General features: G+C 70.2%; 26 protein-coding genes, 1 tRNA gene and 1 pseudogene. 9 read left to right on the forward strand and 19 right to left on the reverse strand.

Going from position 1 to position 26,893, the window contains the following annotated elements; genetic code table 11:
* Positions 1–23 precede the first annotated feature (23 nt).
* Positions 24–527 carry a 2'-5' RNA ligase family protein gene (locus tag AQJ64_RS19645; RefSeq protein ID WP_055637949.1) on the forward strand — a complete coding sequence of 168 codons (504 nt, stop codon included), beginning with the start codon at positions 24–26 and terminating at the stop codon, positions 525–527.
* A gap of 7 nt (positions 528–534) precedes the next feature.
* Here AQJ64_RS19645 and AQJ64_RS19650 read toward each other — a convergent pair whose 3' ends face one another.
* Entirely contained in the window at positions 535–726 is a 192-nt protein-coding gene (locus AQJ64_RS19650; RefSeq protein WP_055637947.1) for a DUF397 domain-containing protein, read from the reverse strand.
* Positions 727–735: 9 nt separating this feature from the next.
* The gene (locus tag AQJ64_RS19655; protein ID WP_055637948.1) at positions 736–1,617 is read right to left on the reverse strand and encodes a helix-turn-helix domain-containing protein; all 882 of its coding nucleotides are present in this window, start codon (positions 1,615–1,617) and stop codon (positions 736–738) included.
* 220 nt (positions 1,618–1,837) lie between these two features.
* Between AQJ64_RS19655 and AQJ64_RS19660 the strand changes: the two genes are divergently transcribed.
* Genes AQJ64_RS19660 through AQJ64_RS19670 form a run of 3 tightly spaced genes read left to right on the forward strand, consistent with a single transcriptional unit; the run spans position 1,838 to position 2,926 of the window.
* Complete coding sequence (locus AQJ64_RS19660; RefSeq protein WP_059202846.1) at positions 1,838–2,248, forward strand: ATP-binding protein; 411 nt, start codon at positions 1,838–1,840, stop codon at positions 2,246–2,248.
* 52 nt (positions 2,249–2,300) lie between these two features.
* Positions 2,301–2,510 (forward strand): type II toxin-antitoxin system VapB family antitoxin, encoded by a 210-nt coding sequence (locus AQJ64_RS19665; RefSeq protein ID WP_055633942.1) that lies wholly within the window; start codon positions 2,301–2,303, stop codon positions 2,508–2,510.
* Positions 2,507–2,926, forward strand: coding sequence for a PIN domain nuclease (locus AQJ64_RS19670; protein WP_055633941.1), 420 nt, complete (start codon positions 2,507–2,509; stop codon positions 2,924–2,926). The genes AQJ64_RS19665 and AQJ64_RS19670 overlap by 4 nt, the downstream gene beginning before the upstream one ends.
* Positions 2,927–2,996: 70 nt before the next feature.
* Here AQJ64_RS19670 and AQJ64_RS19675 read toward each other — a convergent pair whose 3' ends face one another.
* The 4 genes from AQJ64_RS19675 to AQJ64_RS19690 all read right to left on the reverse strand — a co-directional run bounded on the left by AQJ64_RS19675 (position 2,997) and on the right by AQJ64_RS19690 (position 7,825).
* Positions 2,997–4,430 (reverse strand): GH1 family beta-glucosidase, encoded by a 1,434-nt coding sequence (locus AQJ64_RS19675; RefSeq protein WP_055633940.1) that lies wholly within the window; start codon positions 4,428–4,430, stop codon positions 2,997–2,999.
* Positions 4,431–4,551: 121 nt separating this feature from the next.
* On the reverse strand, positions 4,552–5,469 hold the full coding sequence (locus tag AQJ64_RS19680) for a carbohydrate ABC transporter permease (protein ID WP_397804227.1): 918 nt from the start codon (positions 5,467–5,469) through the stop codon (positions 4,552–4,554).
* Between the two features lie 11 nt (positions 5,470–5,480).
* Positions 5,481–6,491 (reverse strand): carbohydrate ABC transporter permease, encoded by a 1,011-nt coding sequence (locus AQJ64_RS19685; protein ID WP_055633939.1) that lies wholly within the window; start codon positions 6,489–6,491, stop codon positions 5,481–5,483.
* A gap of 5 nt (positions 6,492–6,496) precedes the next feature.
* Entirely contained in the window at positions 6,497–7,825 is a 1,329-nt protein-coding gene (locus tag AQJ64_RS19690; RefSeq protein WP_055633938.1) for an ABC transporter substrate-binding protein, read from the reverse strand.
* Between the two features lie 348 nt (positions 7,826–8,173).
* Here AQJ64_RS19690 and AQJ64_RS19695 point away from each other — a divergent pair, with 348 nt between their 5' ends.
* Positions 8,174–9,229, forward strand: coding sequence for a LacI family DNA-binding transcriptional regulator (locus AQJ64_RS19695; RefSeq protein ID WP_055633937.1), 1,056 nt, complete (start codon positions 8,174–8,176; stop codon positions 9,227–9,229).
* Positions 9,230–9,284: 55 nt separating this feature from the next.
* On the opposite strand, the pseudogene AQJ64_RS46120 reads toward AQJ64_RS19695, so the two are convergent.
* The 5 genes and pseudogenes from AQJ64_RS46120 to AQJ64_RS19720 all read right to left on the reverse strand — a co-directional run.
* Positions 9,285–9,770 (reverse strand): annotated as a pseudogene (locus tag AQJ64_RS46120) (GNAT family N-acetyltransferase); the annotation flags it as partial.
* A gap of 129 nt (positions 9,771–9,899) precedes the next feature.
* Positions 9,900–9,972: transfer RNA gene (locus tag AQJ64_RS19705), tRNA-His, on the reverse strand.
* Positions 9,973–10,089: 117 nt separating this feature from the next.
* A complete protein-coding gene (gene orn, locus AQJ64_RS19710) occupies positions 10,090–10,692 on the reverse strand; it encodes an oligoribonuclease (RefSeq protein ID WP_055633935.1) in 603 nt (200 codons plus the stop codon).
* Between the two features lie 149 nt (positions 10,693–10,841).
* Positions 10,842–12,071: a helix-turn-helix domain-containing protein gene (locus AQJ64_RS19715; protein WP_059202817.1), complete on the reverse strand. Its 1,230-nt coding sequence runs from the start codon at positions 12,069–12,071 to the stop codon at positions 10,842–10,844.
* Positions 12,072–12,448: 377 nt separating this feature from the next.
* Positions 12,449–12,811, reverse strand: a complete 363-nt coding sequence (locus tag AQJ64_RS19720) for a hypothetical protein (RefSeq protein WP_055632287.1) — start codon at positions 12,809–12,811, stop codon at positions 12,449–12,451.
* A gap of 342 nt (positions 12,812–13,153) precedes the next feature.
* Here AQJ64_RS19720 and AQJ64_RS19725 point away from each other — a divergent pair, with 342 nt between their 5' ends.
* From AQJ64_RS19725 to AQJ64_RS19735, 3 genes are all read left to right on the forward strand, one after another.
* The gene (locus AQJ64_RS19725) at positions 13,154–13,681 is read left to right on the forward strand and encodes a universal stress protein (protein ID WP_055632286.1); all 528 of its coding nucleotides are present in this window, start codon (positions 13,154–13,156) and stop codon (positions 13,679–13,681) included.
* A 152-nt stretch (positions 13,682–13,833) separates the two neighbouring features.
* A complete protein-coding gene (locus tag AQJ64_RS19730; RefSeq protein ID WP_055632285.1) occupies positions 13,834–14,397 on the forward strand; it encodes a GPR1/FUN34/YaaH family transporter in 564 nt (187 codons plus the stop codon).
* Positions 14,398–14,608: 211 nt separating this feature from the next.
* Positions 14,609–15,382, forward strand: a complete 774-nt coding sequence (locus AQJ64_RS19735) for an FkbM family methyltransferase (RefSeq protein WP_079061792.1) — start codon at positions 14,609–14,611, stop codon at positions 15,380–15,382.
* Here AQJ64_RS19735 and glmS read toward each other — a convergent pair.
* Positions 15,310–17,127, reverse strand: coding sequence for a glutamine--fructose-6-phosphate transaminase (isomerizing) (gene glmS / locus AQJ64_RS19740; protein WP_055632283.1), 1,818 nt, complete (start codon positions 17,125–17,127; stop codon positions 15,310–15,312). The two genes, AQJ64_RS19735 and glmS, sit on opposite strands and share 73 nt — an antisense overlap.
* A 42-nt stretch (positions 17,128–17,169) precedes the next feature.
* Positions 17,170–17,427, reverse strand: a complete 258-nt coding sequence (locus AQJ64_RS19745; protein WP_055632282.1) for a hypothetical protein — start codon at positions 17,425–17,427, stop codon at positions 17,170–17,172.
* Between the two features lie 186 nt (positions 17,428–17,613).
* On the opposite strand from AQJ64_RS19745, the gene AQJ64_RS19750 reads away from it, so the two are divergent.
* Positions 17,614–19,176 carry a purple acid phosphatase family protein gene (locus AQJ64_RS19750; protein ID WP_055632281.1) on the forward strand — a complete coding sequence of 521 codons (1,563 nt, stop codon included), beginning with the start codon at positions 17,614–17,616 and terminating at the stop codon, positions 19,174–19,176.
* Between the two features lie 71 nt (positions 19,177–19,247).
* Here the strand turns inward: AQJ64_RS19750 and AQJ64_RS19755 are convergent, their stop codons facing one another.
* The 6 genes from AQJ64_RS19755 to desA all read right to left on the reverse strand — a co-directional run bounded on the left by AQJ64_RS19755 (position 19,248) and on the right by desA (position 26,826).
* Positions 19,248–20,141 carry a DUF4429 domain-containing protein gene (locus AQJ64_RS19755; RefSeq protein WP_055632280.1) on the reverse strand — a complete coding sequence of 298 codons (894 nt, stop codon included), beginning with the start codon at positions 20,139–20,141 and terminating at the stop codon, positions 19,248–19,250.
* A 23-nt stretch (positions 20,142–20,164) separates the two neighbouring features.
* Entirely contained in the window at positions 20,165–21,691 is a 1,527-nt protein-coding gene (locus AQJ64_RS19760; protein WP_059202818.1) for an RICIN domain-containing protein, read from the reverse strand.
* 123 nt (positions 21,692–21,814) lie between these two features.
* On the reverse strand, positions 21,815–23,584 hold the full coding sequence (locus AQJ64_RS19765; protein WP_055632278.1) for an IucA/IucC family protein: 1,770 nt from the start codon (positions 23,582–23,584) through the stop codon (positions 21,815–21,817).
* The gene (locus AQJ64_RS19770) at positions 23,581–24,114 is read right to left on the reverse strand and encodes a GNAT family N-acetyltransferase (RefSeq protein WP_055632277.1); all 534 of its coding nucleotides are present in this window, start codon (positions 24,112–24,114) and stop codon (positions 23,581–23,583) included. Before AQJ64_RS19770 ends, AQJ64_RS19765 begins: the two co-directional genes overlap by 4 nt.
* The gene (locus AQJ64_RS19775; protein WP_055632276.1) at positions 24,111–25,400 is read right to left on the reverse strand and encodes a lysine N(6)-hydroxylase/L-ornithine N(5)-oxygenase family protein; all 1,290 of its coding nucleotides are present in this window, start codon (positions 25,398–25,400) and stop codon (positions 24,111–24,113) included. The genes AQJ64_RS19770 and AQJ64_RS19775 overlap by 4 nt, the downstream gene beginning before the upstream one ends.
* Complete coding sequence (gene desA / locus AQJ64_RS19780) at positions 25,384–26,826, reverse strand: lysine decarboxylase DesA (RefSeq protein WP_055632275.1); 1,443 nt, start codon at positions 26,824–26,826, stop codon at positions 25,384–25,386. The genes AQJ64_RS19775 and desA overlap by 17 nt, the downstream gene beginning before the upstream one ends.
* Positions 26,827–26,893 lie beyond the last annotated feature (67 nt).

Raw genomic sequence — 26,893 nt, forward strand, 5'->3', positions numbered from 1 at the left:
GGGCAGGGCAGTCGGGGCTGATCGTGAGGGTTCCGGAGGCGGAGCCCCTGGTACGAGCGTGGCGTGACCGGCTCGATCCCTCGGCCTCTGCCGGTGTTCCGGCTCATGTCACGGTGCTCTTCCCGTTTCTCGACGCGAGCCGCATCGATGAGGGTGTGTGTGCCGCGATCGGTGAGGTACTGGGCCGGTACGAGTCCTTCGAGGCCCGGTTCGACCACTGCGGCCGGTTCCCCGGAGTGCTGTATCTCGCCCCCGAAACGGGCGCCGGCTTCAGGTGCCTCACCGAGGCGATCGTGGAACGCTGGCCGGAATGCCCGCCGTTCGGCGGGCAGTTCGACGATGTCGTTCCGCACCTGACGGTCGCCCAGGGCCAGGACGAGGCGGTCGTGGAGATGGCCGAGGCCGACCTGCTCACCGGTCTCCCCGTCGTCACACAGGTCTCGGCGGTCGACTTGCTGGTCCACGACGGGACGCGGTGGCGCCGGCGGGCCGCCTTCCCGCTGGCGTACCCGGGTTTCAGCGGGTGAGGGCGCTTCAGCGGGTGAGGGTGCCGGACTTCAGGGCCCGCAGAAGGTCCGCGAGGGCGTCGGGGGCGACGGCGGCGATCTCGTGGGGGTGGTCGCTTTCGCGGAGGTGGAGGTGGGAGGGGGCGGACTCGGCCAGTTCTATGCAGTTACCCTCACCGCCCGAGCTGAACGAGGACTTCTGCCAGGTGAGTTGGGGCATGCGTTCCTCTCACAGGGTGTACATCACGTGCTGGACGAGGCTCAGCGAGTCCCGGGACTCGTGTGACTCCGGTGCCGACTCCGGGTCGACCGGGGGCAGCGCCAGTTCCGAGAGTCGCTCGAACATCTTGGCGTACTCGTCGAGCTGGTTTCCATCCCGCAGGAAGAGCGACTGGGTCGGATGCTCCAGGTAGACCGTGTCCAGCTCGGGGGCGGAAGCGCCGTAGAGGACGAACGACTGCGTGTGGGCCGCGTAGTTTCCGGCCTCGAACGGGAAGATCTGTACGGTCACATGCGGCAGGCGAGACACCTCGATCAGCCGCAGGAGTTGCCTGCGCATGACCGCAGGTCCGCCCACACGTGTGTGGAGCGCTGTCTCGTGGATGACCGCGTGATACGTCAGCGGGGATCCGCCGGTCAGTACGCGTTGTCTCGCCAGTCGGAACTGGGTGTAACGGGAAGCTCGTTCGGCATCCGATTCGGTGGTCGCGAGGACGGCACGGGCGTAGTCCTCGGTCTGCAGCATTCCCGGGATGAGCATCGGCTCGTGCGTCCGTAGCACGGTTGTACGGGACTCGAGCTCGGCCAGATCCCGAGCCGCCGGACCGATCGTGTCGCTGTACTCGCCCCACCAGCCCCTTCCGCTCTCGTGTGCCATCTCCATCAGGCTCTCGAAGTAAGCGCCCTCGGGGCATCCGTAAGCGCGGAGCAACCGGTACAGGCCGTTGCGGGGAACGTCGACCCTGCCGCTCTCGATGTGACTGATCCGGGTGCGTTCGGCCTCGATCACCTCGGCTGCGACATCCCCTGACAGCCCGGCCCGTACACGGAGTTTGCGCAGTTCCACGCCCAGGCGTCGCTGGCGTTCGCTCGGGTTCGTCCTGGGTGGCATGCGGCGCAGTGTCTCTTGGCGTCCGTGGGATCGTCCACCCGCTTGGGCGGCTGTCACCCATGAGAGCGTAAGTCGGCGTACACGGTTGTAACTTCACCAAGCGTGCTTCTACCGTCGACGACGAGCCCACGAGGAAGTACCCCCGCCCTCACCCCACTTGCCGAGGCCCGGACCTGGTCACCGCGTGGAACCCCACGGCACCATCGACACGGGAGCCCCCATGGAAGACCCGCCCAGCGTCACCCTCACCTTCCCGCCCCACCCCGCCTGGGTCCGCGCCGCCCGCGACACCGTCCGTACCCTCCTCGCCAACTCCCCCCATCCCGAACTCACCGACACCGCGGTGCTCCTCACCTCCGAGGCCGTCACCAACGCCATCAACGCCTGCGCCGACAAGGGCTGCACCAACCCCGTCACCCTCCACGCCGGCTGGGCGGATGCCGCCTGCCTGCGTGTGCTCGTCCAGGACACTGCGCCGGGCCTGCCCGTCGTCCGTACGTCGGCCGCCGATCCGGATGACGAAGGCGGCCGCGGCATACAGCTCATCTCCTACGGCGCCGACGCCTGGGGCGTCTGCACCCATGGGCCGGGGCCGGGCAAGGCGACCTGGTTCGAGCTGGGGAATCGCTGATCGCGGTCAGGTGGATATACTCGAAGAAGCTTCGGATATCCAGGAGGTTCCCATGCCCAAGACACTGATCGACATCGACGAGGAACTGCTGGCCGAGGCGGCCATAGCTTTCGGTACCAAGACCAAGAAGGACACGGTCAACGCCGCACTCAAGGAAGGGGTGGAGCGCAAGAAGCGTGCGCTCGCCCTGGCCCGGCTCGCGGCGCGGGCGGACGCCGGCGACTTCGATGTGTTGCTGGAGAAGGAGAACTACCGTCGATGAGCATGGCCGCCTATCTCATCGACACCAGCGCCCTCGTGCGCATCCTGAAGCGGCCGGCTCGCGCCCTCTGGGAGAAGCCTCTGGAAGAGGGGCTGATCGCCCGCTGCCCGCTGACCGAAGTCGAGTTTCTCTACAGCGCGAGGAACGCCGAGGACCGGGCCGAACTGGTCCGGGACCTGGATGCGGTGTTCGGCTGGACCCCTCTGGACGACCGGGCCGTCACGCGAGCATGGGACGTACAACGGGAACTCACCGAGAAGGGACGGCACCGTTGTGCCGGCGCCGTGGATCTGCTCGTCGCCGCTACCGCCGAACTTCAAGGGCTGACCGTGCTGCACTACGACAACGACTTCGAGACGATCGCGTCGGTGACGGGGCAGCCGACCCAGTGGCTCGCGGCACCGGGCACCCTCTGAGCGGTCCCCGGGGAAACCACCGGGGCGCGGCACGCCCCCTCGACGTGCCGCGCCCCTCCCCTTCCCCGGGTCAGGTGGTTTCGGGTGACGGGGACGGGAGGGTGCCCGTGCGGGCCGCCTCGCCGTACCAGTGCGCGCTCGACTTCGGTGTCCGGGTGAGCGTCGCGTAGTCCACGTAGACCGCCCCGAACCGCTTCCCGTAGCCGTACGCCCACTCGAAGTTGTCCAGCAGGGACCACAGGTAGTAGCCGCGCACGTCCGCGCCGTCGGCGATGGCCCGGCGCACCGCCGAGAGATGGCCGTGCAGATAGGCGATCCGCTCCGGGTCGTGGACCCGGCCGTCCGCGTCGGGCTTGTCGTCGTAGGCCGCGCCGTTCTCCGTGATGTAGAGGGGCAGGCCCGGGGCTTCCTTCGTGTAGCGCATGATCAGTTCGTGCAGGCCCGACGGGTCGATCGTCCAGCCCATCTCCGTGCGGTCCCCGGGCGTCTGGTGGAACGCGACGTCGTCCGCGGCGGGCCAGGGCGAGTGGTCGCTCGCGCCGTGGCCGTCCGTGCGCGGGCCCTTCGGCTGCTCCTGCGCCGCCGAGACCAGCGTGGGCGTGTAGTAGTTCAGGCCCAGCGCGTCCAGCGGCTGGTGGATCGCCCGCAGGTCGCCGTCGAGGACGTACGACCAGTCGGTCAGGCCGGAGGTGGCCGCGAGCAGCGTCGCCGGGTAGGCGCCCTTCAGGATCGGGCCGTGGAAGACGCCGTTGGCCAGGTCGTCGATCCTGCGGACCGCCGCCAGATCCGCGGGCGACTCCGAAAGGGGGCGTACGACCGAGGAGTTGAGGCTGATCGCCACCGAGTTGCGGGCCGGCATCACCGAGCGCAGCGCCGTGGTGCCGAGGCCGTGGGCGAGGTTCAGATGGTGGGCCGCGCGCAGGGACGCCGCCGGGTCGGTGCGGCCGGGCGCGTGCACCCCGGACGCGTAGCCCAGGAACGCGCTGCACCAGGGCTCGTTGAGGGTGATCCAGTTCTCCACGCGGTCGCCCAGCGCCTCGCCGACGATCTGCGCGTACTCGGCGAACCGGTACGCCGTGTCGCGCTCCGGCCAGCCGCCCGCGTCCTCCAGCTCCTGCGGCAGGTCCCAGTGGTAGAGGGTGACGGCGGGCTTGATGCCCTTCGCCAGCAGCTCGTCGACCAGCCGGCGGTAGAAGTCCAGGCCCACCTGCACGGCCGGACCCCGGCCGGTCGGCTGGACCCGGGACCAGGAGACGGAGAAGCGGTACGCCGTCAGGCCCAGCTCCGCCATCAGCGCGACGTCCTCGCGGTAGCGGTGGTAGTGGTCGACAGCGATGTCACCGTGCTCGCCGCCGAGGGTCTTGCCCGGCGTATGGCTGAAGGTGTCCCAGATCGAAGGGGTGCGGCCGTCCTCCCGCACCGCCCCCTCGATCTGGTACGCGGAGGTCGCCGCGCCCCAGAGGAAGGCGGGAGGAAAAGTCACAGGGGTGACGGGATCAGTCATGGAAGCGCTCCCATGGATGGTCGTCGAGACCGACGAGGTTGGGGGGAAGTGTGTGAACGGGGCCGGGGCGGCGGTGACCCGGCCCATGGATCGCGGGGGTCAGCCCTTCATCGGCGCTTCATCAGCCCTTCACGGCGCCCTGCATGATGCCGCCCACGATCTGCTTGCCGAAGATCGCGAAGATCACCAGCAGCGGCAGCGTGCCCACCAGGGCGCCCGCCATGATCAGGGACTGGTCCGGGGTGTACCCGCGGCCGAGGCCCGCGAGCGCGACCTGCACGGTGGGGTTGCCGGTCTGGCTCAGGACCAGGAAGGGCCACAGGAAGTCGTTCCACGTCTGGACGAACGTCAGCATGCCGAGCACCGCCATCGCGGGGCGCGCCGCGGGGAACACCACGTGCCACACCACACGCCAGCTGCTCGCGCCGTCCACCCGCGCCGCCTCGATGATCTCGTCGGGCAGCGCCTGGATCAGGTACTGCCGCATGAAGAACACACCGAACGCGCTCACCAGCGACGGCAGGATCACCGCCTGGAGCTGATCGGTCCACTCCAGCTTGGCGACCATCATGTACAGCGGGATGACGCTCAGCTGCGGCGGCACCATCATCGTGCCGATCACGATCAGCATCAGCGCGCCCTTGCCGCGGAAGCGCAGCTTGGCGAAGGCGAAGCCGGCGACCGTGGAGAGGAACACGATCGTCGCCGCCGAAATCCCGGCCACGAAGGTCGTGTTGACGAAGGCCTTGCCCAGGTTCGCGTCGTTCCAGGCCACGTCCACGTTGTGGAAGAGGTTGGAGCCGAACACGAACGGCGGCGGGTTCTCCGCCAGCCGGTTGTTGTCGCGGGACGCCGCGATCGCCGTCCACACCAGCGGGAACAGCGAAACGACGGTGAACACGCCCAGGATGAGGTAAGCGATCGGACCGCCGTGCATCTGCCCGCCGGCCCGCGCGGACTTGGGACGGCGCACCGTGCGGGCCGTCGGCACGGCGTCCTCGGGTTCGGCGGACTTCGCGGTCGTTGTCGTCGTCGTCACGGCCGGTACTCCTAACTACTGGCGCGCAGCCGGCGCGAGATGACGTAGTTGACGATGCCGATCACGATCAGGATCAGGAACATCGTCCAGGCGATCGCCGAGGCCCGGCCCAGGTGCTGGTTCACCCAGCCCTGCTCGTACAGGTACAGGCCCAGCGTCTGGAACTGGTGCTCCGCGCCGCCCGACGCGCCCTTGTTGGCGTCGAACAGCAGCGGCTCGCCGAAGACCTGGCTGGCGCCGATCGTGGAGACGACGACCGTGAACAGGATCGTCGGCCGCAGCGACGGCAGTGTCACGTGCAGGAACTGCTTCCAGCGGCTGGCGCCGTCCAGCGCCGCCGACTCGTACAGGTCCTGCGGGATCGCCTGCATCGCGGCCAGGTAGATCAGCGCGTTGTAGCCGGTCCACCGCCAGATGATGATCGACGAGACGGCGATCTGGGACGGCCACTTGTCGTTCTGCCAGTCGATCGCGTCGATCCCGGCGAAGTGCAGCCCCCAGTTGATCATGCCGTAGTCGCGCCCGAAGAGCAGCACGAAGACCAGCGAGGCGGCCGCGATCGAGGTCGCGTACGGCGCGAGCATCGCGACCCGGTAGAAGGTCGAGGCGCGCAGCTTGTAGTTGAGGATGTGGGCCAGGCCCATCGCCATCAGCAGCTGCGGAACGGTCGAGATGATCCCGATCGTCAGGGTGTTCCTCGCCGCGTTCCAGAAGAAGTCGTCGTCGAAGATGCGCGTGTAGTTGCGCATCCCCACCCACGTCATGTCGGTGGGCGCGGTCAGCTCCACCTGGTGCAGCGACGCCCAGCCGGTGTAGACCAGCGGGAACAGGCCGAACGCGAGGAACAGCAGGAAGAACGGCGAGACGAAGGCGTAGGGGCTCCAGCGCTTGTCCCGCTGCCAGCGGCGGGACAGCCGGGCCCGGCGCCGCTGCTCCGCATCCGTGGGAACGGAGGGCGGGCGGCCCGGGGCCGCGCCCCCCTCCTTCGCGGGGGGCGCGGCGGTGTCGTGGCGGGTGGCCATACGGGTCACTTGTCCAGGTTGTTGTCGATGGTCTTGGTGGCCGTCTCCCAGGCCTCCTTCGCCGACTTGCCCTTCGTCACGAGGAAGACGCCGTTGTCGGACAGGCCCTGCTGGATGATCTGGTCCTTCGGGCCGATCACCTGCACCGGGGCGGTCTTGGCGGCCTCGGAGAAGACCGTGCCGATCGGCGAGTCACCGGTCATCTCGTTCTTGGCGCCGGTGACCTCGGGCATCGTGTACGTGGTCGGCGCGCTCGGGAAGTTGCCCTGCACCTTGAAGAGCTTCGCCTGCTGCTCGGGCGCGGTCAGCCACTTGACGAGCTCCTCGGCCTCCTTCACGTGCTTGCCGCTCTTGGGCACGCCCAGGAAGGAGCCGCCCCAGTTGCCGGACTTGGGTGCGACGGCCACGTCCCACTTGCCGGCGTCCTCGGCCTTGGCGTTGGCCTTGATGGTGCCGAGCATCCACGGCGGGCAGGCTATGGTGGCGAACTTGCTCTGGGCGATCGTCGTGTTCCAGGGCTGCGTGAACTGGGACTGGGCCTGGACCAGGCCTTCCTCGGCGGCCTTCGCGCTCAGGTCGAACGCGGCCTTCACGGCCGGGTTCGTCTTGTAGATGATCTCGCCGGAGGAGTCGTAGAACTTCTCCTTCTCACTGCTGAGGACGGCGTTGAGCAGGCCGCCGGGGGAGTCCATGAAGAACGTGCCCGCCTTGGCCTTCTTCTTGTACTGCTCGCCGGCGGTGATGAACTTGTTCCAGTCGCCCGCCCACAGCGCGCCGACCTTTTCGCGGTCGGTGGGCAGACCGGCCGCTTGGAAGAGGTCCTTGCGGTAGCACAGGGCCATCGGGCCGACGTCGGTGCCGAGGCCGATCGTCTGGCCGTCCTTGGTGGTGGCCTGCGACCACTTCCAGTCCAGCCACTGGCTCTTGTCGACGCCCGAGACCTTCGACATGTCCTCGAACTTGGCCGCCTGGGTGGCCACGACCTCCGCGATGTTGCCCACCTCGATGGCCTGGACGTCCATCAGGCCGCTGTTGGTGGTGAGGTGGTTGACGAGCGCCGGGTAGTAGTTCTCGTTCTTCTCCGTGACGTTCTCGGCGATCTTGATGTCGGGGTGGAGCTTCTCGTACTCGGTGTAGAGGCCGGCCTCCTTGAAGCCGAAGGTGCCGAACAGCCCCAGCGTGATCGTGGTCTTGCCCTTGCCGCTGCCGGACGACGAACCGTCGGATGCGTCGTCGCCGCCGTCGTCGGCACAGCCGGCCAGCAGCCCGGCGCCCAGCGACGCGACCGCCGCGAGGACTACCACCCGGCGGGCGGTTCGGGTACGTGCGCGCATTGCGTCCTCCTGTTGCCCTGACGTGCCGACCCCCCGGCCAACTGCATTGTTGGGCCCGTTGTTTCTCGCTGCGGCTCGGGCGGGGAACGTGCGGGATGTGTATGTGTCAGGTACCGTGGGAGCGCTCCCATAGGTGATGTGTTGAAGAGTCGTCGGTTCGGGCGGGGGTGTCAAGGGTGGGAACACGGAGAGGTGCGTTCAGTTATCGGGCTGTTAGCTAACCCCGGCGAGTGGTGCGCATTTGGTCCAGTTCGGTACATAACCGACTGATGGGCTCCGGACGGGCCGAGCGGTCGGGACTGTTAGATTCCAGGCCAGCGTGATGACGACGGCGGGAAGGCGGAGCCCATGGCAAGCCACGGAGCGCGGGGCCGCAGCGGTGGCAGGCCCACCCTCGAAGAGGTGGCCGCCCGGGCCGGCGTGGGCCGCGGCACGGTCTCCCGGGTGATCAACGGGTCACCCCGGGTCAGCGACGCGACCCGCGCGGCGGTGGAGGCGGCGGTCGCGGAACTCGGCTACGTCCCCAACACGGCCGCCCGCGCCCTCGCGGCGAACCGCACGGACGCGATCGCGCTCGTCGTGCCCGAGCCGGAGACCCGGTTCTTCACCGAGCCGTACTTCTCGGACATCCTGCGCGGTGTGGGCGCCGAACTCGCCGACACCGAGATGCAGTTGCTGCTGATCTTCGCGGGCAGCGACCGCGAGCGCCAACGCCTGGCCCAGTACCTGGCGGCCCACCGCGTGGACGGTGTCCTGCTGGTCTCGGTCCACGCCGACGACCCGCTCCCGGACCTGCTGTCCCAGCTGGAGATCCCGGCGGTGATCAGCGGCCCGCGGTCCGCCGCGGAGACGCTGCCCTCCGTCGACTCCGACAACTACGGCGGCGGCCGCTCGGCCGTGGAGCACCTGCTGGCCCGGGGCCGCACCCGCATCGCCCACATCACCGGCCGCCTCGACGTGTACGGCGCCCAGCGCCGCGTCGACGGCTACCGCGACGCGCTGCGCGACGCGGGGTACGAGGCGGACGAGGGGCTCGTCGAGCCCGGTGACTTCACGGAGGAGGGCGGGCACCGGGCCATGGTGGCGCTGCTCTCCCGTGACCCGTCGCTGGACGCGGTGTTCGCCGGCTCGGACGTGATGGCGGCGGGCGCCCGCCAGGCCCTGCGGGAGGCGGGCCGCCGTATCCCCGAGGACGTGGCCCTGGTCGGCTACGACGACTCGGCCATCGCCCGGCACATGGACCCGCCCCTGTCGAGCGTGCGCCAGCCGATCGAGGAGATGGGACGGCGCATGCTCGACCTCCTCCTCACCGAGATCGCGGACCGCCGTCCGGCGGCGTCCCGCGGCCTGGAGCCACGCCAGGTGGTCCTGGCGACGGACCTGGTGGGACGGGCCTCGTCCTAGGTCCCTGGGCCCGGGGCTCTTCCGATGGATCCTCGCGGCGTCGCGGCGGGGTGTCGAGGCGCCATCGGATCTCGCCGTCCTGCTCCTCCTCGGTGGGGGAGAGTCCGGCCGCGCGGGCCACGGCGGCTGAGGCGTGGTGGCCGGGGTGGACGTGGGCGGTGATCGTACGGACGCCCTGCCGCCGTAGCTGCCGCACGAGCCCCCGCGCCGCCTCGGAGGCCAGACCGCGGCCCTGCCAGGGGGTGCCGACCACCCAGGCGATCTCGGCGTGCTCCGCGCCGCTCAACGTGGCCTGGACGGTGCCGGCGAGACGGTTCTCCCCGGTGAGCCGCAGGACCCAGTTGTGCCAGGAGACGGCCGGGTCGGGGGAACCGGCGACGAGACGCTCGTAGCGGGTGCGCAGGGCCTCGGGGGTGCTGGGGGTGCCGCCGATGAAGGTGTGGAGGGCGGGGTCGGCGAGGACGGCGGCCATCTCCGCGGCGTGCTCCACCTGGAGGGGGAGGAGGGTGAGGCGGGCGGTGGTGATCGGTTCGGTGCGGATGGCGTTCCCCCGTGGTTCCCGTGTTCCCCGTGGTTCCCGTGTTCCCCGTGGTTCCCGTGGTTCCCGTGGTCCCTGGAAACGCATCAGCCGGTGACCTCCCTTTCGGGAAGTCACCGGCTGATGACTCAGGGTGAGTGACGGGACTCGAACCCGCGGCATCCTGGACCACAACCAGGTGCTCTACCAGCTGAGCTACACCCACCAAGACCGGCTGTTGACTTTGTGTCGTCTCCGACCGGCCGAGAAAAAGTGTACAGGGTCCGAAGGGGTGCTCGCGCACGGCTTTTCCCGGGGCCGTCCGAGGGCCGCTCCCGGCGCCCTACTGGGCGGGCAGCACGTGCTTCGCGGCGATCGCCCGCGCGGTGTCGGAGTCGGGGCCGGGCTGCGCCACGAAGACGGCCTCGCGGTAGTAGCGCAGCTCCGCGATCGACTCGCGGATGTCGGCGAGGGCGCGGTGGTTGCCGTTCTTCTCGGGGCTGTTGAAGTACGCCCTCGGGTACCAGCGGCGGGCCAGCTCCTTGATGGAGGAGACGTCGACGATCCGGTAGTGGAGGTAGTCCTCGAGGGCCGCCATGTCACGGGCGAGGAAACCGCGGTCGGTGCCGACGGAGTTGCCGCACAGCGGGGCCTTGCCGGCTTCCTTCACATGCTCGCGGACGTAGGCGAGGACCTGGGCCTCGGCCTCGGCGAGGGTCGTGCCGCCGGCCAGTTCGTCCAGCAGGCCGGACGCGGTGTGCATCTGGCGCACCACCTCCGGCATCGTCTCCAGCGCCTTGGCCGGCGGCCGGATGACGATGTCCACCCCCTCGCCGAGGATGTTCAGCTCGGAGTCGGTGACGAGGGCGGCAACCTCGATGAGCGCGTCGTCGGACAGCGAGAGGCCGGTCATCTCGCAGTCGATCCACACCATGCGATCGTTCATGCGACCACCCTAAAGCGGAGGTCCGCTTTTGTGGTGCCCCCGTGCTGGTGCGGGCCTTGTGCTGGGGCGCCGCCCCCGGACCCGGCGCGCGACGGGCAAGGGCGGCGGGGGCGCTCGAAACGCCCCCGCCGCCCTGTCCGTCTAAGGCGTCACATCCCGCTTCGCTGCCCCGGCAGGCTCGCCCGGGATGCCGCGTACGCCTCGCGTGCGTGGTCGGACGCGAGGCCGGATCCGGAGCCCAGGGCGCCGGAGGTGGCCGTGCGCCTGATCTGGGGAGGGACCGGGCCCGGGCCCTCCGGGTGGAGGGACGGAGGCGGACCCGCCGGTGACGGCGGTTCGGCCTCCAGCACCCGCTCGCCCTGCGGCCGGCGCGCCCGGTACGCCGCCCGGTAGGCGGCCGGGGACGAGCCGAGCTGGCGGCGGAAGTGGCCGCGCAGCGCCACCGGGGAGCGGAAGCCGCAGCGGCCCGCGACCTCGTCCACCGAGTAGTCCGACGTCTCCAGCAGGCGCTGCGCCTGGAGGACCCGCTGGGTGATCAGCCACTGCAGCGGCGCGCTGCCGGTCAGGGACCGGAAGCGGCGGTCGAAGGTACGGCGCGACATGTACGCGCGCGCGGCCAGCGTCTCCACGTCGAACTGCTCGTGGAGGTGTTCCAGCGCCCAGGCGACGACCTCGGCGAGCGGGTCGGCGCCGATCTCCTCCGGTAAAGACCGGTCGAGGTAGCGCTCCTGGCCGCCCGACCGGCGCGGGGGGACCACCAGACGGCGGGCCAGTGCCCCGGCCGCCTCGTTGCCGTGGTCCGTCCGCACGATGTGGAGACAGAGATCGATGCCGGCGGCCGTGCCCGCCGACGTCAGGACGTCGCCGTCGTCCACGAAGAGCTCTCGTGGATCCACGTGCACCGACGGATAGCGCTTGGCCAGCGTCGGTGCGTACATCCAGTGGGTGGTGGCCGGGCGGCCGTCCAGCAGACCCGCGGCGGCCAGCACGAACGCGCCGGTGCACAGGCCCACGATGCGGGCACCCTCTTCATGCGCCCGCCGCAGCGCGTCGAGTGCGTCCTCCGGTGGCGGAGAAGTGATCGAACGCCAGGCCGGTACGACGACCGTGCCCGCCCGTGAGATCGCTTCCAGGCCATGCGGCGCGGTCAGTTCCAGGCCCCCTGTGGTCCGCAGTGGGCCTTCCTCGCCGCCGCACACCAAGAGGCGATATCGCGGCACGCCGGCGTCCTGGCGGTCAATCCCGAACACCGACAGCGGAATGGAACTCTCGAAGATGGGGCCGCCGCTGAACAGCAGCACCGCGACGATCTCCTTGCGGCGTCGCCCGGAAAGTTTCCGGGCCGCGGCTTCCGGCGCGGCAGTGGAGTCGTGGCTCATCCTGCTAAGCCCCCCTCGGTGGTCGCGGCTCCTCGGTTGTGTCGCTCCTGCACGTTTCCCCTCGGTCCTGCACGAGTCCCCCGCCGTAGACAGTCAAGATCGAATCTACTGTGTCGCGCGACGCCGGAGTGGCCAGTTCAGCACCCGGCGGATTGTCGACTTGGCAACTTGGCGTGAAGCATTCGATCACGAAGCGTTGCACTCGTGGAGCGTGCAGGGAAGTGCGCCTCGTCGTAGTGGCCAATCCCCGTAGGGTGCGCGGGGCTCCCGAGGGGTTATACGCGCAGGTGGCGCGGGGGGTGGGGGGTGGTTACGGCAAGGGATGCGCAGGGGGCGGAAGTTGGCTGAAAAGCACCGGTCCGGTGCGTGAAAACCGGTCAACCGGCCGGTGAGTTTCCCCCGGAGTGACGACCGCCACGATGCGACCCCGTTCCGGTGCGCTGATGGCGCCCCCGGTGGTGCGCCTGTGGCGCGTGTTCCCCGGCCCCCGCGTCCTCCGCATCCTCCTCCTCGGCGAGCAGCCGGGTCGCGCCCCGCTCGGACTGCCTCAGCAGCAGCCGGCAGACGGCCGTGACGGCGGCGAGGCCCAGGGCGGTCCCGGCGGCGCCGGCGAGGGAGCTGCCGTACCAGAGGAGGACCATCGGGACGAGGACGCAGGAGAAGGCCGCCCAGCGGATCAGTTCGGTGGTCGTGCGCTCGCTGCCGGGACGGGGGGCGGACGGCGGGCGCGACGGGAGCATGGGGCGGCTTCCTCCCTGGAGTGGCGGGTAGGGTGCGGCCGGGGCGGTCCCGGCGCACGGTGCTCAACGCCGGCGGGGCCGGTCGGTCACTGCGGAGCCCCCTCCGGTCGGCCACGGGTAAGTGAATCCTGTGCAAACCGCCTGTACGGGGCAGCAACCATTGCGTTACGGGCGCCCCCTCGTGCATGCTCCCTGGAACCCCCACCGAGGGTGCTCGGGGTCTGGGCGTAGGAGGAGTGGCGCCGTACCCTTGGGGGTATGGGGTGGGGAAGACAATTCCCGGACACAGCTCCGACGCCCAAGCCGTCCAACCCATACAAGGATCGATACGCCGAGACAGCCATGGCCGGTCACGAATTCTTCGAACCCGCGGACCGCAAGCGGCCCGTCGCCGACCCCACGGCGGCCGAGCCCCTGGCGGCGGAAGAAGCACGTCCCACCTGCGATCCCGCCTTCAAGCACGGCGTGGTCGTCGGCTTCGACGGCTCCACCTCCAGTGAACGCGCCCTCGCGTACGCCATCGGCATGGCCCACCGCTCCCGCGCGGGTCTGATCATCGTCCATGTCGCCAACCGGCTGCCCACGACCGTGTGGGCGGGCTGCGAGCCGCCGGTCTTCGTCGATGTGCCGGACCACCGCACCGAGGTGCTCGGACTGGAGCTCGCCTGCGCGGAGTACCTCGCCGAGGTGCCGTGGATCCTGGTCGAGCGCGGCGGTGACATCTGCCACGAACTCGAAGAGGTGGGGCGGGAGTACGAGGCGGACGCGATCGTCGTGGGTTCCACGCACGGCATCGTGGGCCGGATCTTCGGCTCCGTCGCCGGGCGCCTCGCCAAACGGGCGAAGCGGCCGGTCATCGTCATCCCGTAGCCCTCTCACGGCTCCTCCGCAACTCTCCCGCGCTCCCTCTGTGCGGTGTTCGCGCGCCCCCCGAATTCACCTGCCCCCACAGGTGTTTGTGCCCTTGTGAAGGGCATATATCGGTCACCGCGCACCGCACAACCGCATGAAGGGAGCCCGCCGTGGACAATGACGTCTCCGCGGGAAGCACCACCACGATCGTCGGCCGACTCGCCCTGGGCATCACCCTGTTGGCGTTCGGACTCGGGTACACCGACCTGATCGACGGCGTGACGGCGGCGGACGCCGTGACCATCGCTCACTACATCGGCGGCGTCGCCCTGTTCGTCGCCGGTCTGCTGGCCCTCCGAGACCGCGATACGGCGGGCGGCACGGCCTTCACCGTTCTCGGCGCGTTCTGGTTCACCTGGGCCGTCTCCGCCGGCTCCCAGGCCTCCGACAACGCCGCCGGACTCTTCCTGCTCCTGTTCGCCCTCGTGGTGCTCTCCCTGGCCGCGGCGGGCGGGGACCAACTCACCCGTGGGACCTACGGGTTGTTCCTGGTGGCGCTGGTGCTGATGGCCGTCGCCGCGTTCGCCGGCAACGACTCGCTCACCAAGGTGGGCGGTTGGTTCGCCGTCGCGGCGGGAGCGGTCGCCTGGTACGCCGCCACGGCGGCGACGGCCCACTGGCCCACCGCGCTCCCGCGACGGGCTGCCGGCCGCGGTGTGACGGCCGCCGGCTGAAACGGCAGCCGAAGCCGGGGAGTTCGGGCAGCCCCCCGGCCGACCGGGCGGACCCCCGCGACCGATGACGTCGCGCGGGGTCCGTTCCCGTTTCCGTGTGCCACGGCGGGAGTTCACCGCTCCGCCACCTCGCCCCGCACCCTCGTGATCAGGGCTTTTCCAGTGCTCCGAAGTCGATGACAGAACCTGACGCCCGCTCTGGCATCGCCGGATGCGTATGTCCCGGCTCCACGACGCCAACGCCCGCATGCTGGCCCACGCACCGTCCGTCCGGCCGGTCTCCACGGGCGACATCATCCGCACCCACCGCAAGAAGTTCCCCTACCGGGGCTTCGCCGGGATCGACTCCCCGTACTGTCCGCCGTTCGTCATGTTCTGTGTGAACGACGACGCGGTCGCCCTCGACACCCTGTGGAACGGCAGGTTCGGCTATGAGCCGGGCAGCCTCTCCACCCGGTCCCGGCTGGCCGCCCGGAGCACGACCATCGCCGCTCTCGGGGAACCTGCTGTCGACGGGTTCACCCTGGAGCACGCCGCCGCCGACGCCGAGCTCAAGCGCATCCGGCTGCGCACGCTCGACGAGGTCTTCGCCGACACCCGGCTGGACCTCGTCAAGATCGATGTGGAGGGGCACGAGCCGGCGGTTCTGCGCGGGGCCCGCGAGGTGCTCCGGCGCGACCGGCCGACCGTGATGCTGGAGGCGCTGCGCGACGCGCCCCTGGAGACCCTGACCGCACGGTTCGACCCGCTCGGCTACGACTGCCACTGGGTCACCGAGGCCGACGGCACCCTGGTGCCCTGGCACGAGCCCCCGGCCCCCGAAGACCCGGAACCCGATCTTCACCCCGCGGGGATGAGAAAGCGCCGGGCGCCTCTCGACGCCCGGCGCGCTGCACCTCGTACCGCGGACCGCTACTCGACCGTGACCGACTTCGCCAGGTTGCGCGGCTTGTCGATGTCCCGGTCCAGGGCCTTCGCCGTGTAGTAGGCGAGGAGCTGGAGCGGGATGCCCATCAGGATCGGGTCGAGCTCGTCCTCGTTCTTCGGGACGACGATCGTCTGGTCGGCCTTCTCCTGGTGGTCGTGGGCCACCGCGAGGATCCTGCCGCTGCGGGCCTTGATCTCCTCCAGGGCCGCGCGGTTCTTCTCCAGCAGGTCGTCGTTCGGGACGATCGCGACCGTCGGCAGGGCCGGCTCGATCAGGGCGAGCGGGCCGTGCTTCAGCTCGGAGGCCGGGTAGGCCTCGGCGTGGATGTAGGAGACCTCCTTGAGCTTCAGGGAGGCCTCACGGGCCACCGGGTAGCCCCGGACGCGGCCGATGAAGAGCATCGAGCGGGCCTCGGCGAACTCGTCGGCCAGCTTCTTGATCTCGTCCTCGTGGGAGAGGATCTCCGCGATCTGGCCCGGCAGCTTGCGCAGGCCCTCGATGATCCGCTTGCCGTCGCGGACCGAGAGGTCGCGGGTGCGGCCGAGGTGCAGGGCGAGGAGGGCGAAGGCCACCGTGGTGTTGGTGAAGCACTTGGTGGAGACCACGCAGACCTCCGGGCCGGCGTGCACGTAGACGCCGCCGTCGGCCTCGCGGGCGATCGCCGAGCCCACCACGTTCACCACGCCGAGGACGCGGGCGCCCTTGCGCTTCAGCTCCTGGACGGCGGCGAGGACGTCGTACGTCTCACCGGACTGGGAGACCGCGATGTACAGGGTGTCGGGGTCGACGACCGCGTTGCGGTAGCGGAACTCGGAGGCCGGCTCGGCGTCGGCGGGGATCCGGGCCAGCTCCTCGATCATCTGGGCGCCGATCATGCCCGCGTGGTACGAGGTGCCGCAGCCGAGGATCTTCACGCGGCGGATCTGCCGGGCCTCGCGGGCGTCCAGGTTGAGACCGCCGAGGTGCACGGTGGAGAAGCGGTCGTCGATGCGGCCGCGCAGCACGCGGTCCACGGCGTCGGCCTGCTCGTGGATCTCCTTGTGCATGTAGGTGTCGTGGCCGCCCATGTCGTAGGAGGCGGCCTCCCACTCCACGGTGGTGGGCTCGGCCGTGGTGCGGGTGCCCTCGGTGGTGTAGGTGCGGAAGTCGTCGGCCTTGAGGGTGGCCATCTCGCCGTCGTCCAGCGTGACTATCTGGCGGGTGTGGGCGACCAGCGCGGCGATGTCCGAGGCGACGAACATCTCCTTCTCGCCGATGCCGAGGACGACCGGGGAGCCGTTGCGGGCGACGACGATCCGGTCCGAGAAGTCGGCGTGCATGACGGCGATGCCGTAGGTGCCCTCGACGACCCGCAGGGCCTGGCGGACCTTCTCCTCCAGGGTCTCCGCCTGGGAGCGGGCGATGAGGTGGGTGAGGACCTCGGTGTCGGTCTCGGAGAGGAACTCGACGCCGTCCGCCTCCAGCTTGCGGCGCAGGTCGGAGGCGTTGTCGATGATGCCGTTGTGGACGACGGCGACCTTGTGGTCGGCCGACATGTGCGGGTGGGCGTTCACGTCGGAGGGGGCGCCGTGGGTGGCCCAGCGGGTGTGGGCGATACCGGTGGTGCCCTTGAAGCGCGCCGGGACCTTGGCCTCCAGGTCGCGGACCCGGCCCTTGGCCTTGACCATCTTCAGACCGGCCGTCTTCGGCGTGGTCACGACGATGCCGGCCGAGTCGTAGCCGCGGTACTCCAGCCGCTGGAGGCCTTCCAGCAGCAGCGGGGCCACGTCACGCTTCCCGATGTATCCGACGATTCCGCACATATAAGAGGTATCCCCAAGCTTGTTCTGTCACCCGTGGGTGAGTCACCCGTAGACGATGCGCCGCAGCTGCCGGACGGACAGCTCCGGCGGCGCGACCGCCCGGTACTGAAGGTCCGCCGCGATCCGTTCGAAGATCTCCGCGTTCACCAGGCCGTCGGCCTGGAGCTCGCGGTGGCGGCGACGGACGTAGTCCTCGGTCGTCTCGTCGAAGAAGGCGAGCACGTCCTGGATCACCCGCAGCGCCTCGCCCCGCTGGAGGGGCGTGGACCGCATCAGATGATCAACCAGTTCGTCGTGCACCCGGTAGATCCTGAGGTACCGGAGCGGGTTTCGCAAGAAATCTGCCCGATTTCGGGCAGGGCTCTGTGGAGGGGCCTTGGGGGAACCTTGAATGTGTTATGGGCGCCTGTTCGTGAACCGTCCATTTGGCGTCTTGCGGTCCGTCGCCCGGGGCGACGAGTTTCAGACGTCATGGACACTCCTCGCATGGGCGTACCCGACCAGCTCGCCGAGCGCATGAGCATGGCCGAGCAGCACGAGTACCTGCGCGCACGATTCTCCCGGCGCACGATGATCAGGGGTGGCGCGGTCACCCTGGGCGCCGTCACCGGTGGCGCGTTCGTGACCGGGGCCACGGCCCGGGCCGCCGTTCCCACGCAGCCCCTGTCGCACACCGAGGAGGTCGACGGCTCGCTCGTCGCCCCCTTCGGCCGTCACCTCGCCTGGGGCAACGACCCCCGCACGGAGATCACGGTCTCCTGGCAGGTCCCGGTCGCCGTGAAGAAGCCCTTCCTCCGCATCGGCGCCCACCCCTGGGACCTCTCCCGCAAGATCGAGGCCGAGGTCCGCACCCTCTACACCCCGGCCGGGGTCGGCGCCTCCGGCGACCACACCCAGTACTACCTGCACGCCAAGCTCACCCATCTGCGCCCCGGCCGGACGTACTACTACGGCGTCGGCCACCAGGGCTTCGACCCGGCCGAGGCACACCTGCTGGGCACCCTGGGCACCTTCACCACCGCCCCCGCCCACAAGGCGCCCTTCACCTTCACCGCCTTCGGCGACGAGGGCGTCAGCTACCACGGCCTCGCCAACAACAGCCTCCTGCTCGGCCAGAACCCGGCCTTCCACCTGCACGCCGGCGACATCGCCTACGCCGACCCGGCCGGCCAGGGCAAGACCGCCGACACCGGTTTCGACTCGCGGATCTGGGACCAGTTCCTCGCCCAGACCGAGTCCGTCGCCAAGTCCGTGCCGTGGATGGTGTCGTACGGCAACCACGACATGGAGGCCTGGTACTCGCCCAACGGCTACGGCGGCGAGGAGGCCCGCTGGAACCTCCCGGACAACGGCCCGGACAGGAAGAACCTCCCCGGCGTCTACTCCTTCGTCTACGGCAACACCGCGGTCATCTCACTCGACCCCAACGACGTCTCCTTCGAGATCCCGGCCAACCTCGGCATCTCCGGCGGCACCCAGACCACGTGGTTCGAGGCGCAGCTGAAGAAGTACCGCGCCGCGAAGGACATCGACTTCGTCGTCGTCTTCTTCCACCACTGCGCGTACTGCACCTCCACCGCCCACGCCTCGGAGGGCGGTGTCCGCCAGGAGTGGGTGCCGCTGTTCGACAAGTACCAGGTGGACCTGGTCATCAACGGCCACAACCACCAGTACGAGCGCACCGACGTGATCAAGGGAAACACGGTCACCAAGAAGCTCCCGATCGGCGGCACGGCGTACCCCGAGACCGAGGGGGTCGTCTACGTCACGGCGGGCGCCGCGGGCCGCAGCCTGTACGCGTTCACCGCCCCCGACTCCTACGAGGGCCACCTCAACGAGGTCGACTCGGTGGCGTCCTTCGTCAACACCAAGGACGGCAAGGTCAACGAGACCGTCGCCTGGTCCCGGGTCCGCTACCTGAACTACTCCTTCCTGCGCGTGGACGTCACCCCCGCGCCGAAGGGCCACTACACCACCCTGAAGGTCCAGGGCATCGCCGAGACCGGCGACCGCATCGACCACTTCACGGTGGCCCGCAAGGCCAAGTAGCACAGCCGTACGCCCGGAAGGCGGGGCGTACCGGCCACTCCTCTCCCCCCGGCAGGCGGTCCTCCCCGGTGTCACAAGCGCCTGAGGACCGCCTGTTTGGCCAGGGTGAACTCCTCGTCCGTCAGCACCCCGTCCTGGTGCAGCGCGCCCAGCTCACGCAGCCGGCGCAGCAGCGCGTCGTGGTCGTCCCCCGCCGCCCGGGCGGGCAGCTCCGGCTCGGGGCCGGACTGCGGCGCGGCGGGCGGCAGGGCGTCCGCGGGGGCCGCGGCCGGATGCGGCAGCCGGGCCTGCACGGCCGCCGCGACCAGCGCCATCAGCGGGTCCTTCTTGAACCCCCACAGCTCCACCGCGTTCGGGTCGTACTTCGGCGGCGCCTTCGTGGGCGCGTGGCGCACCGTGAACCGCAGATGCCCGTTCTCCAGGCCGACCGCCGGCTGCCACTCCACGCCCACGACGTCCTCGACCCGGATCGTGCGGGTCCCGGCGGCCGCCTTCGCGTCCTCCGTCTTCCAGTTCCACTCCAGCCGTACGTGCTCGCCGTCGAAGCTCGCGGTGCCGTCCCCGGCGGAGAAGGACACCGGCACGGCCGGGCCGGGCAGCAGGAACGCGTCCACCGGACCGGCCGGCACCCGGTCCAGCAGCAGCGCGTGCCGCACCTCCTCCACGACGTACTCGGCGACCCCGTACCGGTCGGAGTCCACGAGCAGCTGATACGGATCGTGCGGTTCGGTCAGCCGGCCGCCGGTCGCGTGCAGCAGGGGATCGGCGCCGTCCCGCAGCCGGAGCCTCAGCCGCCCGCTCCTCTTGCCCTGCTCGAACGAGATCCCCGCCAACGCCCCCAGCGGGACCACGAGTTCACCGAGTTCCTTCCGCAGCAGCCCGACGCCCTTGTCCCGGCCCGGCGTCAGCCGCAGCGCGTCGCCGTCGAAGACCCAGGTGCCGTCCTTCTGGAGGATTTCCGCCATGGGGTGATTCTGACACCGGGCCGTCAGAGCCCCAACGCGTTCGCCGTCGTATCGTCCACACCGTCGAGGGAGAAGCGAACTGCCTTGCCCACGGCGGCAGTCGACCGCATCCGGACCTTCCCGGAGCGCACCCCGAGCGCGATGTCGGGGTTGTCCTGGCAGACGAGGGCGAACGCGTCGTCACCCGCGGCCTGCGCCAGGAACGCCTGGTCCTCCGGGAAGGGCGCGTCGGCCTGTTCGTTCGCGCACGGCCGCTGCTGCATCCCGTCGCCCGCGACCCGCTCGCCCGCGATGTCGAGGCAGAGCCGCGACGCCACGTTCACCAGGGCCACCGCACCGTCCTCCAGGGCGACGACCCGCCACTGCTGGTCCTCGCCGCCGTCGCAGGCGGCCAGGACGGGATCGGGGGCCGGCACCGGGCCCCGGGTCCGGGCCTGGGCCTGGGCCTCGTCCGAGGCGGCGCTCCCCGCGGGGCCGGTGACACAGCGCCCGTTCGCCGCGCTCCTGAGGACGACCGGGGCGGCGGACGCGGGGGAGGCCGACGAGGCGGACGGGGAAGCGGCGCCCGCCTCGGCCACGGCCTGCTCGGCGCCCTCGGCGGGGTCGGAGCCGGACAGCTCCCGCAGGACGGCGGTGGTGAGGACGGCGGTCAGGACCACGGTGACCGCCACGGTGCACGCCGTCCGTCTGCGGCGGCGGCCGGGCGGGCGGGAGACGGGCTGCTCCCGCGCTGCCGCGGGCGGCTCGGCCGGCCCTCTTCCCGCCGGCCCGGCCGCCGCGGGTGCCCGCCCCGCCGACCGGGCCCTGCGATAGGCCGCCCCGCCCCACACCAGCACCTGGTCCACCAGCAGCCGCCGCGCCTCCTGCGCCCCGCCCGAGGCGAGCGTGCGCAGCAGCCGCAGGTCATGGGCGCAGAACCGGCAGATGTCGAGGTGCTGCCGGAGATCGGCGGGAGCCTCGCGGTGGGTGCCGCGGGCGATGGCGCCCAGCATGCCGCCGTAGTGGACGCAGCGCGGGTCGGCGGTGCGGTCGGCGCGGACCCGCAGGACGGTGTCGACGAGCCGGCCGCGGGCCGACTGCGCCAGGGACCCGGCGAACTCCTCGGTGGTGTTCAGGAGCCGGGCGGCCTGCGCCGACTCGCCCTCCTCGGCCAGGCACAGCCACAGCGCGGCCCGTGACTGGTCGGAGAGTTGCTCGAAGGCGGCCAGGAGCACCGAGCCGTGCTCCACCCGGCGCAGGGTGTCCACGGGGCCGAAGGTGTCGGCGGCCCGCCGCGACCAGGCGCGGAACTCCGGGCGCAGCAGCGCCGAGCGCTCGTCGCGCAGCCAGCCGTGGGCGGTGCGGCGTACGTCGGCGAGGAGGGCGGTGCGTAAGGCGGGACCCGGTTGCCGGGGGCCGCGCGCGAGGACCTGGGCCGCCAGGTCGGTGGCGTCGCGCGGTTTCGCGCAGAAGGCCTCCGCGTAGGCGTGGACCGCCGGGGCGTGTTCCGGGAGGATCCCCGGCCCGGGCTGTGGGTGGTGCGGGGCTTGCTGTGCGAGGTGCTCGGACATGGTCGGTCTCCCCGAAGGAGCGGGCACGGCAAGGTGAGGACCGTAGTGCCGCTCCCTGTGCGGGGACTGTGCGGACGGACGGGTTCCCCCGAGGACCGTACTCGGGGGAACCCGCCGCCCTGATCAGAACCCTGTGACGGGATTCTTCAGGGTGCCGATCAGCTGGAGGGCGCCCGAGGGGTCGGCCAGGTCCACCATCTGCCGGTTGTCGCGCAGTTGGAGCCGGTTGAGGCAGGACAGGGCGAACTCGGGGGCGAACATGTCGTACTGGCGGAACCTGTGGGCGAGTTCGGGGTTCGCCTCCTGGTAGGAGCGGGTGACCTCGGCGACCGTGCGCCAGAAGTCGTCCTCCGTCAGGACTCCCTCGGCGGCGAGGTTCGCCGCGAGGAAGCGGAAGAAGCAGTCGAAGACGTCCGTGAAGATCGACAGCAGTTTCCGGTCCTCGGGCACGTCGACCCGGATGCGCCGCACCTCGGGCGGCAGCACCGCGTCCGGGTCCAGCACCGCGATCTCCTCGGCGATGTCCTTGTAGACCGCCCGCTGCACGACCCCGTCCCGCAGCACGAGGATCGTGTTCTCGCCGTGCGGCATGAAGACCAGGTCGTAGGCGTAGAAGCTGTGCAGCAGCGGGGTGTAGTACGCCTCGAGGTAGTGGCGCAGCCACTCGGCGGGGGCGAGCCCCGACTGCTCGACGAGCGCGCCGGCCACCGACTTCCCCTCGTGGTCCACATGGACCAGGGCGGCCATGGTCGCGAGCGACTCGCCGTCCCGGAGGGAGGGCACGGGGCTCTCGCGCCACAGCGCGGCGAGCATCTTGCGGTACGGCGAGTAGCGGTCCGTGGCCGCCTCGTACTCCAGGTGCCGGTAGCCGACGGCCGCCCGCTCCCGGATGATCGACAGACCGGTCGACTTCAGCACCGGGTCGTTGTCGATGAGCTGGGCCAGCCAGTCGTTGATCGCCGGCGTCGCCTCCATGTAGGCGGCGGAGAGTCCGCGCATGAAGCCCATGTTGAGGACGGACAGGGCCGTTTTCACATAGTGCTTCTCCGGGTGCGAGGAGTTGAAGAAGGTCCGGATGGACTGCTGGGCCAGGTACTCGTCCTCGCCCTCGCCCAGGCACACCAGGTTCTTCCGCGCGACCTCGGCGGCGAAGGTGACGGAGAGCTTGTTCCACCACTGCCAGGGGTGGACCGGGATGAGGAGGTAGTCGGCCGGGTCGAGCCGCTGCTCGCGCAGGATCCCGTCGAACCGCTCGACGGCCGCCGCGCCCAGCTCCTCCCGCAGGAAGGCCTCGTAGTCGATCCCGGCACCCGCCGTGAAGGCCGCCCGGGACCGGTGCGCGGCCAGCCACACCAGCCGGACCGGGCTCGCGGTCTCCGGGGCGTACGACAGGTACTCGCGGACGCCGAAGCCGAGCCGCCCGTTGTTGGCGACGAAGCAGGGGTGGCCCTCGGTCATGCCGGTCTCGATGGCCTGGAAGCCGCTGCGGACCAGTTCCGCCGAGGTGATCCGCGCTTTGGTGAGCTTGTAGCAGGTGCCGGAGAGGGTGGAGGAGATCTCCTCCAGATAGACCGGCAGGATCTCGTCGCTCAGCCCGAGGGCCTGCTTCAGCTCGATGAAGAAGTCCAGTGCGGCGAGGGGGAGTTCGGCGCCGTCACGGGTGCGGGTGATCGAGTCGGCGTCCACCTGCCAGTGGTCGAGGGCACGGCGGACGGCGGTGAAGCGGTAGGACGTCAGACCGTCGTCGCTGCGGACGACGTACCGCCCGTCCCGCTCCTCGGGCGTGATGAGCCGCTCGTGGGCGAACTCGGCGAGGGCCTTGCGGACGAGGAGGCGGTTGGCCGTCTCCCAGCGTTCGGGGGAGAGGTGCGCCACGGCGTCGGAGAGGCTCACGCGGCCACCCCCAGGGCGGCGACGAACTGTTCCCGGGTGCAGAAGCTCAGCAACGCCCTCTTCTCCGGCTTCCGGATCTCGCGTTCGGCGACGAAGCCGACGGCCTCGTTGAGGGCGTGGACCGCCGTGTTGGCGACGTCCGGCTCGACGACGACCCGGGAGGTGGCCGGGTCCTCGAAGAGGTGCGCCATGACGGCGGTGATGACCGCGCGGGTGAAACCGTGCACGGGCGTGTCGGTCGCCGGGGTGAGGAAGTGCATGCCGACATCGCCCGGCAACGGCTCGTACAGGCCGACCAGTTCCCGGTGGACGGGGTCGTACCTCTCCATCAGGAAGACCGGGGTGCCGTCCTCGTCGAGACCGAGCAGCGCGTGGTGGTGCGGGTCGGCGGCGATCTCCAGGTAGGCACGCTCGACGTCCACCAGTGAGGCGTCCTGCATCATCCAGTAGGCCGCTTTGGGATGCGTCACCCAGGAGTGCAGCAGCTCGGCGTCCCGCGGCGGGTCGAGCGGGCGGAAGGTGAAGGTCATACGGCGAACTCCTGGAACGCGATGGTCTTCTCGACCGGGTAGTACTCGCTGCCGAGCAGCTCACGGATGATGGAGCTGTTGCGGTACGGGCCCATGCCGAGGTCGGGGGACGTGATGGAGTGGGTGTGCACGCCGGCGTTCTGCAGGAACACGCCCCGGCCGGTGGTGTCGATGGCGTAGTTGCGGGCCACGTCGAAGCGGCCGTGCTCGTCGAAGCACAGGCGGTCGCGGACCGGCTCCAGGAAGGCCGGGGGCCGGTAGTGGTAGCCGGTGGCCAGCACCAGGCCCTCGGTGGCGATCTCGTAGTCCTTGCCCTGCTCGTCCTGGCGGAAGCCGAGCCGGTACACGCCGTCCTCGTACCGGGCGCTGTTCAGCGAGGAGTTGGTGAGCAGCCGGGTGGGGACGGGCCGGTCGCCGTGCTCGACGTCCTTCTGGTACAGCAGATCGAAGATCGAGTCGATGAGGTCGGAGTTGATGCCCTTGAAGAGGCCCTTCTGCTGCTTCTCCAGCCGGTAGCGGGTCTCCTCGGGCAGCGCGCGGAAGTAGTCGATGTAGTCCGGGGATGTCATCTCCAGGGTCAGCTTGGTGTACTCCAGCGGGAAGAACCGCGGGGACCGGGTGACCCAGTTGAGCTGGTAGCCGTGGACGTCGATCTCGGCGAGCAGCTCGTGGTAGATCTCGGCGGCGCTCTGTCCGCTGCCGACGATCGTGATCGACTTCTTCGACCGGAGCTCGGCCTTGCGCCGCATGTACTCGGCGTTGTGGAACAGCCCGCCGTCCAGACCGCGGCAGACCTCCGGGACGTACGGCGTGGTGCCGGTGCCGAGGACCAGCCGGCGGGCGCGGAAGACGTCCCCGGCCGTGGTGCGCACGGCGTACAGCGCCTCGCTCTCGTCGTACGTCACCTCGGCGACGGTCGTCGAGAAGCGCACGCAGCTCAGCTTGCCGGCCGCCCAGCGGCAGTAGTCGTCGTACTCGACGCGCAGCGGGTAGAAGTTCTCGCGGATGTAGAACTGGTACAGCCGCCCCTTCTCCTTCAGGTAGTTGAGGAAGGAGTACGGCGAGGTCGGGTCGGCCAGGGTGACCAGGTCCGACATGAACGGCGTCTGGAGGTGGGCGCCGTCGAGGAACATCCCGGCGTGCCACTCGAAGTCGGGCTTGGACTCCAGGAAGACCCCGTCGAGCGCGTCGATCGGCTCGGTGAGGCAGGCGAGGCCGAGGTTGAAGGGGCCGAGCCCGATCCCCACGAAGTCATGGGTGCGGCTGGCTTCAGCAAGCGCGGTCAAGGGACTCTCCCAGGTACTGCTCGGCGTGGCCGGCGATCAGGTCGAGGACGGCGGCGATGTCGGCCGCGGTCGTCTCGGGGTTGAGCAGGGTGAACTTCAGGTAGTGGCGGCCCGCGACCTTGGTGCCCGCGACCACCGCGTCACCGGAGGCGAACAGGGCCTTGCGGGCGTGGAGGTTGGCGCGGTCGATCTCGGCCGGGTCGGTGACGGCGGCGGGGATGTAGCGGAAGACCAGGGTGGACAGGGACGGCTGTACGACGACGTCGAAGCGGGGATCGGCGGCCAGCAGTCCCCAGCCCTGCACCGCCAGGTCGCACACCTCGTCGAAGAGCTGTCCGATGCCGTCGGCGCCCATGGTGCGCAGGGTCATCCACAGCTTGAGCGCGTCGAACCGGCGGGTGGTCTGCAGGGACTTGTCCACCTGGTTGGGGATACGTTCCTGCACCATCCGGCGCGGGTTCAGGTACTCGGCGTGGTAGGTGGCGTGCCGCAGCGTGGCCGCGTCCCTGACCAGCACGGCGGACGAACTCACCGGCTGGAAGAAGGACTTGTGGTAGTCGACGGTGACGGAGTCGGCGCGCTCGATGCCGTCGATGCGGTGCCGGTACTTCAGGGAGGCGAGCAGTCCGCAGCCGTAGGCCGCGTCGACGTGCATCCAGGTGCCGTACTGCTCGCACAGCTCGGCGATCTCGGGCAGCGGGTCGATGGAGCCGAAGTCGGTGGTGCCGCCGGTGGCGACGACGGCCATGGGGACGAGACCGGCCTTCGTGCAGCGCTCCAGCTCATGGGCGAGCGCGACGGTCTGCATCCGCTTGTCGCGGTCGACGGGGATCGACACGACCGCGTCCTGCCCCAGCCCCAGCAGTTTCGCGGACTTCTTCACGCTGAAGTGGCTGACCTCGGAGGCGAAGATCCGCAGTTCGGCGAGCGAGTCGCTCTTGGCCTCCTCCCGGGCGAGCAGCAGCGCCTGGAGGTTGGACTGGGTGCCGCCGGAGGTGAACACCCCGTCGGCGGCCGGGCCGAGGCCGATGCGCTCGGTGGTCCAGTCGATCAGTTTGCGCTCGATGAGGGTGCCGCCGGCCGACTGGTCCCAGGTGTCCAGGGAGGAGTTGACGGCGGAGAGCACCGCCTCGCCGAGCACGGCGGGGATGACGACCGGGCAGTTGAGGTGGGCGAGATAGCGGGGGTGGTGGAAGTAGACCGCGTCGCGGAGGTAGACCTCCTCCAGCTCGTCGAGCACCGCGGTGGTGTCGTGCAGGGGCTGGTCGAGGTCGATGCCGTCGATGCGGGGGGCGAGGGCGTCGACCGTGACGCCGGTGAACGGACGGTCGGTGGCGGCGAGTTTGGCGGCCACCCGCTCGACTCCTTCGGTCACGGAGCGGCGGTACTGCTCCGCGGTGGTGTCGTTGAGCAGGTGCGAGCGCATGGGGAGCCTTCCGGGGGTGGGGACGGGTCCGCTGCGGGACGGACTGAGGGGCGGAGCCCCGGGTTCA

The sequence above is a fragment of the Streptomyces griseoruber genome (assembly GCF_001514205.1).
GTDB lineage: Bacteria > Actinomycetota > Actinomycetes > Streptomycetales > Streptomycetaceae > Streptomyces > Streptomyces griseoruber.

What these genes read in the sequence shown, in the direction of transcription:
- AQJ64_RS19655 (WP_055637948.1), bottom strand. Translation starts at nt 1,617, where the DNA reads ATGCCACCCAGGACGAACCCGAGCGAACGCCAGCGACGCCTGGGCGTG.
- AQJ64_RS19750 (WP_055632281.1), top strand. Translation starts at nt 17,614, where the DNA reads ATGGGCGTACCCGACCAGCTCGCCGAGCGCATGAGCATGGCCGAGCAG.
- AQJ64_RS19755 (WP_055632280.1), bottom strand. Translation starts at nt 20,141, where the DNA reads ATGGCGGAAATCCTCCAGAAGGACGGCACCTGGGTCTTCGACGGCGAC.
- AQJ64_RS19715 (WP_059202817.1), bottom strand. Translation starts at nt 12,071, where the DNA reads ATGAGCCACGACTCCACTGCCGCGCCGGAAGCCGCGGCCCGGAAACTT.
- AQJ64_RS19690 (WP_055633938.1), bottom strand. Translation starts at nt 7,825, where the DNA reads ATGCGCGCACGTACCCGAACCGCCCGCCGGGTGGTAGTCCTCGCGGCG.
- AQJ64_RS19725 (WP_055632286.1), top strand. Translation starts at nt 13,154, where the DNA reads ATGGCCGGTCACGAATTCTTCGAACCCGCGGACCGCAAGCGGCCCGTC.
- AQJ64_RS19665 (WP_055633942.1), top strand. Translation starts at nt 2,301, where the DNA reads ATGCCCAAGACACTGATCGACATCGACGAGGAACTGCTGGCCGAGGCG.
- AQJ64_RS19670 (WP_055633941.1), top strand. Translation starts at nt 2,507, where the DNA reads ATGAGCATGGCCGCCTATCTCATCGACACCAGCGCCCTCGTGCGCATC.
- AQJ64_RS19695 (WP_055633937.1), top strand. Translation starts at nt 8,174, where the DNA reads ATGGCAAGCCACGGAGCGCGGGGCCGCAGCGGTGGCAGGCCCACCCTC.
- glmS (WP_055632283.1), bottom strand. Translation starts at nt 17,127, where the DNA reads ATGTGCGGAATCGTCGGATACATCGGGAAGCGTGACGTGGCCCCGCTG.
- AQJ64_RS19735 (WP_079061792.1), top strand. Translation starts at nt 14,609, where the DNA reads ATGCGTATGTCCCGGCTCCACGACGCCAACGCCCGCATGCTGGCCCAC.
- desA (WP_055632275.1), bottom strand. Translation starts at nt 26,826, where the DNA reads ATGCGCTCGCACCTGCTCAACGACACCACCGCGGAGCAGTACCGCCGC.
- AQJ64_RS19770 (WP_055632277.1), bottom strand. Translation starts at nt 24,114, where the DNA reads ATGACCTTCACCTTCCGCCCGCTCGACCCGCCGCGGGACGCCGAGCTG.
- orn (WP_055633935.1), bottom strand. Translation starts at nt 10,692, where the DNA reads ATGAACGATCGCATGGTGTGGATCGACTGCGAGATGACCGGCCTCTCG.
- AQJ64_RS19760 (WP_059202818.1), bottom strand. Translation starts at nt 21,691, where the DNA reads ATGTCCGAGCACCTCGCACAGCAAGCCCCGCACCACCCACAGCCCGGG.
- AQJ64_RS19675 (WP_055633940.1), bottom strand. Translation starts at nt 4,430, where the DNA reads ATGACTGATCCCGTCACCCCTGTGACTTTTCCTCCCGCCTTCCTCTGG.
- AQJ64_RS19685 (WP_055633939.1), bottom strand. Translation starts at nt 6,491, where the DNA reads ATGGCCACCCGCCACGACACCGCCGCGCCCCCCGCGAAGGAGGGGGGC.
- AQJ64_RS19660 (WP_059202846.1), top strand. Translation starts at nt 1,838, where the DNA reads ATGGAAGACCCGCCCAGCGTCACCCTCACCTTCCCGCCCCACCCCGCC.
- AQJ64_RS19650 (WP_055637947.1), bottom strand. Translation starts at nt 726, where the DNA reads ATGCCCCAACTCACCTGGCAGAAGTCCTCGTTCAGCTCGGGCGGTGAG.
- AQJ64_RS19720 (WP_055632287.1), bottom strand. Translation starts at nt 12,811, where the DNA reads ATGCTCCCGTCGCGCCCGCCGTCCGCCCCCCGTCCCGGCAGCGAGCGC.